At 59.9% G+C, this 9,077-nt stretch carries 8 protein-coding genes and 2 pseudogenes; 5 read left to right on the top strand and 5 right to left on the bottom strand.

Annotation, left to right across the window (positions count from 1 at the left end):
- The first annotated feature begins 416 nt into the window (after positions 1-416).
- On the top strand, positions 417-665 hold the full coding sequence (locus AC1DW9_RS35465) for a hypothetical protein (protein WP_476771033.1): 249 nt from the start codon (positions 417-419) through the stop codon (positions 663-665).
- 26 nt (positions 666-691) lie between these two features.
- On the opposite strand, the gene AC1DW9_RS35470 is transcribed toward AC1DW9_RS35465, so the two are convergent.
- On the bottom strand, positions 692-1,336 hold the full coding sequence (locus tag AC1DW9_RS35470) for a helix-turn-helix transcriptional regulator (RefSeq protein ID WP_441509170.1): 645 nt from the start codon (positions 1,334-1,336) through the stop codon (positions 692-694).
- A gap of 253 nt (positions 1,337-1,589) precedes the next feature.
- On the opposite strand from AC1DW9_RS35470, the pseudogene AC1DW9_RS35475 reads away from it, so the two are divergent.
- A pseudogene (locus tag AC1DW9_RS35475) lies at positions 1,590-1,847 on the top strand (ATP-dependent DNA ligase); the annotation flags it as partial.
- A 209-nt stretch (positions 1,848-2,056) separates the two neighbouring features.
- Positions 2,057-3,112, top strand: coding sequence for a sensor histidine kinase (locus AC1DW9_RS35480; RefSeq protein ID WP_476777460.1), 1,056 nt, complete (start codon positions 2,057-2,059; stop codon positions 3,110-3,112).
- Positions 3,113-3,547: 435 nt separating this feature from the next.
- Here AC1DW9_RS35480 and AC1DW9_RS35485 read toward each other — a convergent pair whose 3' ends face one another.
- Entirely contained in the window at positions 3,548-3,928 is a 381-nt protein-coding gene (locus tag AC1DW9_RS35485) for a thermonuclease family protein (RefSeq protein WP_476771031.1), read from the bottom strand.
- A gap of 1,200 nt (positions 3,929-5,128) precedes the next feature.
- Positions 5,129-5,653, bottom strand: a complete 525-nt coding sequence (locus AC1DW9_RS35490; RefSeq protein WP_476777462.1) for a hypothetical protein — start codon at positions 5,651-5,653, stop codon at positions 5,129-5,131.
- Between the two features lie 678 nt (positions 5,654-6,331).
- Between AC1DW9_RS35490 and AC1DW9_RS35495 the strand changes: the two genes are divergently transcribed.
- A complete protein-coding gene (locus AC1DW9_RS35495; protein WP_476777463.1) occupies positions 6,332-7,858 on the top strand; it encodes a hypothetical protein in 1,527 nt (508 codons plus the stop codon).
- Positions 7,859-7,916: 58 nt separating this feature from the next.
- Here the strand turns inward: AC1DW9_RS35495 and AC1DW9_RS35500 are convergent, their stop codons facing one another.
- Positions 7,917-8,201, bottom strand: a complete 285-nt coding sequence (locus AC1DW9_RS35500; protein WP_476777464.1) for a hypothetical protein — start codon at positions 8,199-8,201, stop codon at positions 7,917-7,919.
- Between the two features lie 69 nt (positions 8,202-8,270).
- Complete coding sequence (locus AC1DW9_RS35505; protein WP_476777465.1) at positions 8,271-8,408, bottom strand: hypothetical protein; 138 nt, start codon at positions 8,406-8,408, stop codon at positions 8,271-8,273.
- Between the two features lie 334 nt (positions 8,409-8,742).
- On the opposite strand from AC1DW9_RS35505, the pseudogene AC1DW9_RS35510 reads away from it, so the two are divergent.
- Positions 8,743-9,077, top strand: a pseudogene (locus AC1DW9_RS35510) (methanethiol S-methyltransferase); the annotation flags it as partial.

Raw genomic sequence — 9,077 nt, forward strand, 5'->3', positions numbered from 1 at the left:
ACGCAGACGCTGGTGGTGCGACGCAGACGCTGGTGGTGCGAACAGACACATCAAGACCGACGAACAGCTCCATGGCAGGCCTCCTGACCGGTTGGATCGATGGAGCCTGACCGGAAGACCGCTCTCCGTCATCCCGTATCAACGGGCGGCCGGAGCCCCAACAACCCGATCTTTTTGCGTTGGCGCCGAACCGCTGCTTTCCCAGCGCGTTTCTCCACCAATCATGCCCCCTACACTTGGCCCGCAGTGGGAGGACGCCGCGGGCCGCTTTTTTTTTGTTCCCGTATTCTGCTTTGATGGAACACCGAGGGGCATCATCGGTTTGTCTATCTGTGCTGGCATCGCCACTCTCCAAGCCTGCACAGCCTCGGGCCCTGCTGTCGCCATAGGCGGCCCTATCGCTCGGAATCAGGCGGATGTACCGTACCGAGGTCTCAAACACGTGGATTTACCACGTCGCAATCCCGATCGCGGGGCACCACTTCCTGTCTCGGCTTCAGGTGATGGATAAGTGGCTGACCGAGTGGGAAATCCCTTACCGGGTTATTCCAACAGAAATTGGTGATTCAGCCCTGTTGATCCGGTTTCCAACTGAGCGCTTTGCGCGCGCCTTTATCCTCGCGGAAGAGGCAGGGGGCACGTCCGTTTCGACCGGCCAACAATAAGCGGCTTTCTCCTTGAACGCGCGCGTTCAGGGCAGGACCGCTACCCTGGCGAGCAACGTGACCAGCTCTGCCTGACGTTTCGTGTTGGTTTTTGCGAAGAGCGCAGCTAGTTGCGAGCGAATGGTGGTGCGGCTTAGGTGCCGACTGCTGGCGACATCCGCGGGCAGATCGCCCTGCGCCATTTGAAGCGCAAGGCGCGTCTCAGCCATGGTCAGGCCAAACATGCGCTGAAGCATGAAGGGATTCGGTCGCAGGTGTGCATCAAGATCGAGCAGCATGACCACGCTCGTGCCGTCCGGTATGTCGTCCGCGACCTGATTGAGGAGGAAAGGCGTGTCGCTTGTGCCAGAGATGACGATCCAGCTCAGTGGACCGAGTCTCGGGCCGTTTGGGGCTCGCCCGATCAACCGCTTGAAGGCGCTGGTCAGCTGGCCAAGATCTTGAAAAGCCCCCTCATCGCAGCCAAGGATCAGTCTGGCCGTTGCGTTGGCCTCAACGATCTTTCGGTGGTTCTCGACGACGAGATAGCCGCAGCCGATTCGGTCGAGCATGTTCAGGGCCACAGCGCCGCGATAATTGCTTGTCGAACCTGATCTCCCCTTCTCCTGTGGCTCGCTGCTCAAAGTTGCGCTCAGCCTGGCGTCGTTCGGCCTAGAGATCATCGGTTCCAACCTTATCCCCCCAGCAATGAATACGCCCATCAAACTTTAACTATCGAGCCGCTCGCCTGTTCCTTTGCCGAGGTGCTGTATTTGCAGCGCTAGCCGCGCCGGGGAATCGCGGGTTTCGCCGTGAGTTCGCTATTCAGTCTTGGCGTCATCCACATCCGGCACCGTCACGGCCTAGCCCCGCCGCGCCCCCTCGGAACGGCGGGGCGAACCTCGTGCGTGTGTTGGAGTGTCAGTTGTGTGCGCGCGTCGCGTTTTGCGTGCCGGCCCTGGGGCCGAGACTGTCCGTGGCCCGGTCAGCAAAGCGCGGGATGCGCGCCAGCGGAAGCTCAACTTTGACCCCATGCCGGAGCGGGTCGAGCCATGCCTGGATCTATTGGCTTCCAAGCCGCCTACCGGCAACGACTGGTCGTTTGAAGTGAAATGGGACGGCTATCGTCTCGCCATTCATATCGATAATCGCACCGTTCGGATCCTGACCCGCGGCGGGCATGATTGGACCAATCGCTTCCCGACGAGGACGTTCTTCAATTAAAAGATCCATCATGACCTAGTTTATGCCGTCTGCTCTCGACTCTAGTCGGATGTTGGGACTCGGTCAGAACGCGACATTGATCCCCGCAAGGTGTAGCGTACTGGAAGGGGCGCCCGTTCCTTGGCTCTCGCGAACGCGTTCGCGTTCCAAACGGAGTCACCGTTCGGTCCATGTYAGATTTTCGAAAGATGGAAGACGCTCAGACACTCGCGCAAGCGATCGTCAACACCATTCCCGAGCCATTCGTCGTGCTCGATGCCGAGTTTCGCGTGTTGGAGGCAAGCGTCTCTTTCTACAAGACCTTCAAGGTCGATCCTGAGCATACGCGGGGGCGTTTGCTTTATTCGCTGGGTGACGGTCAATGGGATATCCCCGCCCTTCGCGTCCTTTTGGAGACGATCATTCCTGAGCATGCCGCCATGGATGGCTTCGAGGTCGAGCACGATTTTCCAAGTCTAGGCCGCAGGGCCATGCTCCTGAACGCTCGGCAGGTGATCTACGAAGACAACTTGAACTCGACGATCCTTCTGGCATTCAGGGATGTCACGGCTCGGCGAGTGATCGAACGGGAGAAAGAGCAGCTTCTCAAGCAAACCGAAGAACTTCTGTGCCAGAAGGAAATTTTACTTAAGGAGATGCAGCACCGCGTTGCAAACAGCCTTCAGATCATTGCGAGCATATTGTTGCTGAAAGCGCGAGCCGTCTTGTCGGAAGAAACGCGCCAGCATCTGAAGGATGCCCATCAGCGGGTAATTTCGGTTGCCGAGGTCCAGCGACACCTTCATTCATCCGAAGGTATCGACCAGATCGAGGTCAGCTCGTACTTGACGAAGCTTTGTGGCAGTTTGGCTTCCTCGATGGTCGGAGAAAACCAACCCATCGCGATCAAGGTGATGGCGCATCCGTGCATGATCGGGTCCGACAAGGCGGTCAGCTTCGGCCTCATCGTCACCGAGCTTGTCATCAACGCGATCAAATACGCTTTCCCTTCGGCCAAGATAGGCGCGATGATACTGGTCACGTACGAGATCGATGCCGCGGACTGGAAACTGACCGTCTCAGACAATGGTGTCGGAAGGAACGACGGCGATGCCACCGGGCACAACAGCGGATTGGGAACGGCCATCGTGCAGGCGCTCGTGAAACAGCTCGGCGCCGTGATGGACGCTGTCAGCGGCGGGGCCGGCCTAAAAGTTTCGATCACGCGGGCGACATTTACCTCGCATATGCCAAGGGCGGCTTAACCCGATCCCCCGGCTCGGCAGCTTCCGCTTCCCACCCACCCATAGTGGAAGTCATCGGCTATTCCACATAGGGATTGGCTGCGAGCCATTCGTCGAGGGCGTCGACAATCCTGGCTTGAGCGGCATGTCCTGCCGATAGATGCGGATACTCGGGAGGACACACTTGCTGCGGTCATTAAGGCGGTACAATGCGGAACGTTTCGCCTGACGGTATGAGAGCTCGGAGGAGCAGCTCAGGCCCTTGTCGAAGCGGCATTAGGCGCCAAGACCACCGAGGCAGTATTTGACTCGAAAGGGTTTCCGCCTCCTCGGTGCGGCCGAGAATTTCTGTGACGGTGTCCGCCTCGCCCGGCATCCACCGGCTCCTGGAAGGTCGCCGGGATCTTGCCCCCTGAGCAGACGTTCCGAAGGTCGCAGAAGGGTCGCGAGCGGAAATTAACACCAGGGGCGTCGGCCGCCATTCCATGGTCGGGCCAAGCCCTCGTCGACGAGTTGGGCGCCGATCGAACCACCGCCGTTCGCGACGATACGAAGTTTTCGGCCGTACGAATCTACGTCCCGGCTGCCAATCGCTTCCAATCGGAAGGGCCTCGAGCTCAGCAGCTCGGCCAGCCTGAAGGTGGCCCGTTGACCGAGAGCTGCTTCGTCGGCGCATTTGGCTCCGCCTGTTTCCGGCGCGTCAATGTCAGCGATCCGGATCTTCTCGCCGCGAAACCGGAAGGTGTCACCGTCGATGACGCAGTCGCCGGCGCCCCGCCCACATAGCGGGAAGGAAGATTGCGCCTGGCTGGATCCTGCAGTCGCTGGGCGGATCACCTCGATCTCGTTCGGGCGCGGGTTTGATCTCGAAGACAGGGGATCGAGTAGCGTCGCCCGGATCGATCCAGCCGGTTAGGGGAGGGCGTTAGCAAGCCGAGTGCGGCCCCCATCGAGACGATGAAGGTGCACACGCAGACGACTGCCCATTGGGCCGAACTCATGCCGGCCAAGTCTCGTCGGAACGACATTGCTGGTCCTCCAGGCTGGAGAGTGCCAGAGGCGTCCTAAGGGACAGCCTAGGGAGACAGCACGGTTTGATGGTTCGCAGAACGAAACCGTTAGTGAAAATGGCCCGGCTCGCGGGCCTCAAGCGATAGCTTCTGACGCCGGATGGCGGCAGCAAACTTGAGGAAGCGAAGCAGCCTCACTGGCCAGGGTTAGGAGCCCGATGAGGGCGACCAATAAGGCATCAAAATTAGCTCGTGCGCAGGCACGCGGAAGGGTCACGGGGGGGCTCTTTGGCGAAGGCCAAGGCGCCTATCCCGTAGCCTCGTCATGAGGCGTCAGACACGCGAATTTCTGTGCCTTAATTCGAGGCCAGTCTACGTCTCCAAGCCCCATGAGCGCGCAGGCGCTGGACCACCATTCAAAGGCCGCCGAAGGGCGGCCAAACGACATCCGAAACCGATCAGGCCCGGGCGAAGACAGGGCTGGCGTGCGCAGGCGCGCATCAAGGTCGGAAGCGGATGGAAGTGGTGTGGTCCAAGGGGCTGTCGGAGACCGAAATACGGTGCGAAGGCACCAAGCAAACGAGACGCGCCCGAAGGGGTGCGTCACGTTTGCGGTATTGAGCCTATTTTTTATTTTGGGGAATGAGGCCCATTCCGGGCCTGTCCTTGGTGGGAGGCAGCCACTGTGAGGCTGCGCATTTGCGGGGGTTTCGCCGTCCTTGGCTGGGGCTTCTCAGGCGCCCTGAGCGGGCACCGCCGTCAGCGAGGGGCAGGGCCTGGTCCTTGGAGGGGAGGGAGGCTCCATGGGGTCTTCAAGCCCGTCTATGGAGGCTCCGTCGTTGGTGGGAGAGCCGGCGGCAGCTGCCAGTGCTTCAGCCAGCAGATGCGGCCGGCGGAATCGTCATCGAAAGCGGCTTGGTCGATAGCGGCCGCGGGGTTTTGGCCAGTCCTCAAAAGAGAAGCGCAGGCGCGCCCTGAGGCTGCCTACGCTCTAAATTCTCGGGTTTTATGCGATCGCGGGTCGCAATCAGTGCGCCCGACGGGGGGGTCCGTCGAAAGCTCGGCTGAATGGCGCGTCCTCGATGACGAGCAACTGGCGCCGTGCATTGAGCATCAGCCGGATCACGCTGCATAGAGCGAAGCTGGGGTCATCCTTGCTGAAGCTTTCCCGCGCAAAAACGGGAACGCCGCCGATGTGGTCACGCGAAGGGTAGGCGGAGAACCTGACTTCCAGGGTTTCCGAGTACTCGACGACATCCACGTCGGCGACGAGGTCTGGCTGCTTCAGCCAAGAATAGAGCTCAGCGTAGCGGGGCCGGGGAATGGCAACAGCTGGCTTGTGCTTCCCCAGCATCTCTGAAACCGCCGTAAAGAGCGCATCATCGTCAACCTGAATCGGCAGAACGACGTGTTCTGGCGCAAGCGTTGCCTGCGTCGCTCGCGTTCCGCCGTGCGTGGCAGCGACGACGATCTTGTCTTCGAGAAGGATCACCTTGACCTGACGCGGTTCAGCCACCGGCAGCAGATCTCGAATATTACTCACAGTCTTCAACTCCGTCTTGTCTGGGGTTTTGTGGTCTCGTCCCACGGAGTGAGGGGACACTCGTCAATCAATCCATAGTGTGTCGAGCTATACTCGACATACCAAATGATGTGTTTCTCGCCCCGGGTTTGATTCGCATAAGAAGGATTATGGAACCAATCCGGATCGGATTTCGATTTGTTTCGCCTTAGCCAGGCAGACCCGCCTGCGTCGGGGTAGACGGGACGAGGTTCCGCAAATTGCAGCAAATCCGGCCTCAACGGCCGCTAACCTCCTGATATAACGTGATCTTAACTGCAAAACGCTAAGGCGAGATAATTGCGTTTCGACCACGGCACGGCCGGGGCATCCAGCGAAGTCCGAGTGCAGTTCCTTAGGCGAGATAAATGCGAGCGCCGCTTGAATCACAGGCGCGATAAAGCTGGAATACCTTAGGCGAATTAATTTCGAATGGTGACCTGATCGGCGCCACGAAATGCGGGTTGGAAATTGCGATCGCTTAGGCGAAATAAATTACTGAGACGACGCTGCGGCATTTTTCGCGCCTTGGGAAAATCGCCGTTGAAGGCTGTCGGAAATAATCCAATTTTTTAGGCGAAATAATTCGCTCACTGGCTTGTCAGGGTCGGAGCGCACCCGCTAAAATGAGCATCGAATTCAGACGCTATGCGTCACCCAGGACTTGCAATGACCGTTTTTCAATATCAGTGGGGCACCGAGCGTCCGCGTTCGCGCGGTGACCGACAGGACCGCTACCTTGGCGCATATGCCGAGGCGGGTCTGGCGCGCATTCTCGCGGAGAATGAGGCTCGGCTGGCCCGGTTTCAGAGCGACCTTGATGTGATCAAGCGCGATCGGGAGATCGTGCGCCTGTCGACGCCGGGTGGCCGCTATAACAGCGAGGTTGCGGCGACGGTTGCGGCGCAGTTTGGCGTCGTGTCGATGGGAGAACCCGTAAAGCGCGGTCGCGGACGTCCCGTGAAGTATGGCCCGCATGATCCGCGCCCGGCGCGGCCGAGTCGCGCGATGACGCCTGCCGGTCGTTTGAGGGCCGCAGCCATGGTGCATACCCGCAAGAAGCGCGGCGGTGTGCGGCAGGAGTCTGGCACAGTCTCCCCCGTCACCGCCTCCCCTGCCCGTTCTGTTGCGCCGAAGGCAGCAGCCGAGATCGGTCGCGAATTGCTGAGCGGGACGATCGCGGCGCAGCAGGATGTCGGTGCGCCGGTCGAGCTTGACGTGGTCGCCGCGGAGGGCGCGCTGGTTGCGGAACCGGCGGCGAAGACCCCGTTCTTCGACCTGGCTGCGATCGCGGCTCGTCAGCAGAGCAGCATGGATACGATGCTGCGGGAATTATCGTCCGAGGGAGATTTGTCCGAGGATGCCATCCTGCTGCGCAGCATGTTCTTAAAGAGCCACAAGGCGCAGACGCAGCTTCATCGGACCCGGCCGCGTGGCGATGACGGTGTTGCCCGGCTTGAGTATGACTTCACGGATGCCATGGATGAATCCAAGGTGCCTGCCGAGGTGCGCGCTCGCTTCAAGGGGTTCGGCCTTTCAACGCAGTCGCCGTCCGGGGACATGTCGGAAGAGGATCTTCAGCTTTGGATGAAGCGTGCGATTTTCAATGGCGTTGATTCGCCAGAGGCCGATTTTGATCCGCATCTGAAGGAGTTTGGGACCGCGAAGAAGTTCTATGCTTCGCTCAAAAGGCGCTTCGAATCCGTGATCAACCGCGAGCGGATGCGCATCCTTGTCTGGCCGTCGATCGAGCGACGTTTGGATTTTGTCGAGCAAACCCATGATCGGCTTGCACGGGGACACATTGACCTCGACACCGCGATGGTACGTGTAGCGTACTTCGATTTCCTCGAGCTCGATACCATTCGGTACGGGGCGCATAAGATCTATCGTGAGATTGTCGATGCCATGCGCTGGTTCGAGGGTTTCTCGCGCTTGGATATCGCCGAGTGGTCGGGGCATGATCCTTCAAAGGTGCCGTCGTGCCGGTCGATCTATGGGTTTCCGGGTTGGACGTTCCCAGAGCGGCTTCATGCCGAGATCGGCAACGGGAATATGCTCTTGGAGGATGTCGATGCGGAATATGTCATTCCGAGCATGAAGGAGTTGGTCGACTTCGCTTCGATCGACACGGAAGTCATGATTGCGAACCTCCGGGCTCGCACCGACGTTGATTACGCGGATATCGAACTCTAAGGGGTTTCGCCGATTGCGCACGAAGAAGGGCGGCTGCCGTGAGGCGAGCCGCCCTTCCCTATTTGCAGGCGATCCAGAGGCTGCCGTCTCGCTCGATGAGGCGCTTGTGCACGCGATCGGTGAGGACCTTATATCCGTGGTCCCAGTTCGCGATGGCGTACTGATTGCGGCGCACGATCATCTCGTAGAGGTCTATTTCGGTTCGATAGCTGTGTGGCGGTGTCCGGGTGCAGATATGATCGGCCAGGCGCTCGAGGTCGGCGTGCGTCTTGGTGCGCTTCTTGGTCCAGCCCGGGTTGGCTCGGCCGAAAGCGTTCGGATCGAATGCGGTCTCGCCTGTCATGGCATCGTCCTGTTGCTGGGTTTTGGACCGGAAGGGGTCGCCCAACTTTTTTGGGAACGGACGTTGGCGTCAGTTGGCGGCGTCGGCCGGCTCTGGGTTCTGGATCCAGGTTTTTTTGGCGGCATCCCATTGATAGGTGGACTGCTCGCCCTCTTTGTAGAAGTCGAGGGCTGTGACGGCACCGCCGCCGTATCCTGCCTTGTTCATCGCGTCTGCGATGGTCGTGCCCCTGACGATCTCCGTTTCTCCGGAGAGCCAGTAAAGGCGTAGCCAAGGCTGCGGCGCTCGGCCCAAGTTGCCTCAAGCATCCCGTAGGGAAGCATGGCCCGTTTCGTGGGCCCCTTGTGGAGGAGTCCTTTGCGAATGTGACTTCCATCACATCCGCACTGCGGATCGTCGAGTAACGCCTGACAACGCTGTCGAGGCAGTTCGCTAAGGCCCCGAGGTCAATCGGTCATCGCGCCATATTCGAACTTTCAGCGCACCTCACCGCGAAGCCGGCCGACTGCAACCGTTCACCGCGCCAAGCGAGGTACCAGCCATGCGCAAGACCGCGATCCTTCTCTATGGCCTGCTGTCATACGCGCTCTTCTTCCTAACCTTTGTTTATGCGATTGGCTTCGTCGGCGGGTTTGTTGTGCCCAAGGGTATCGACGACGGGCCGTCAGCGCCGGCTGTGCAGGCACTCCTGGTCAACTTCGCATTGCTGTCGCTTTTTGCGATCCAGCATAGCGTCATGGCTCGTCCAGGGTTCAAGCGCTGGTGGCTCGGCTGGATCGATCCCACGTTGGAGCGGCCCACTTATGTGCTGCTCGCAACGGTGGCCCTTGCGCTCCTGCTGTGGCAATGGCGGCCCCTGCCGGAGAGCGTCTGGAG

The organism is Allobosea sp. P4_E12, assembly GCF_056401655.1.

Coding starts and splice junctions, on each gene's coding strand:
- AC1DW9_RS35465 (WP_476771033.1), top strand. CDS start 417: ATGTACCGTACCGAGGTCTCAAACACGTGGATTTACCACGTCGCAATC.
- AC1DW9_RS35480 (WP_476777460.1), top strand. CDS start 2,057: ATGGAAGACGCTCAGACACTCGCGCAAGCGATCGTCAACACCATTCCC.
- AC1DW9_RS35495 (WP_476777463.1), top strand. CDS start 6,332: ATGACCGTTTTTCAATATCAGTGGGGCACCGAGCGTCCGCGTTCGCGC.
- AC1DW9_RS35500 (WP_476777464.1), bottom strand. CDS start 8,201: ATGACAGGCGAGACCGCATTCGATCCGAACGCTTTCGGCCGAGCCAAC.
- AC1DW9_RS35505 (WP_476777465.1), bottom strand. CDS start 8,408: ATGAACAAGGCAGGATACGGCGGCGGTGCCGTCACAGCCCTCGACTTC.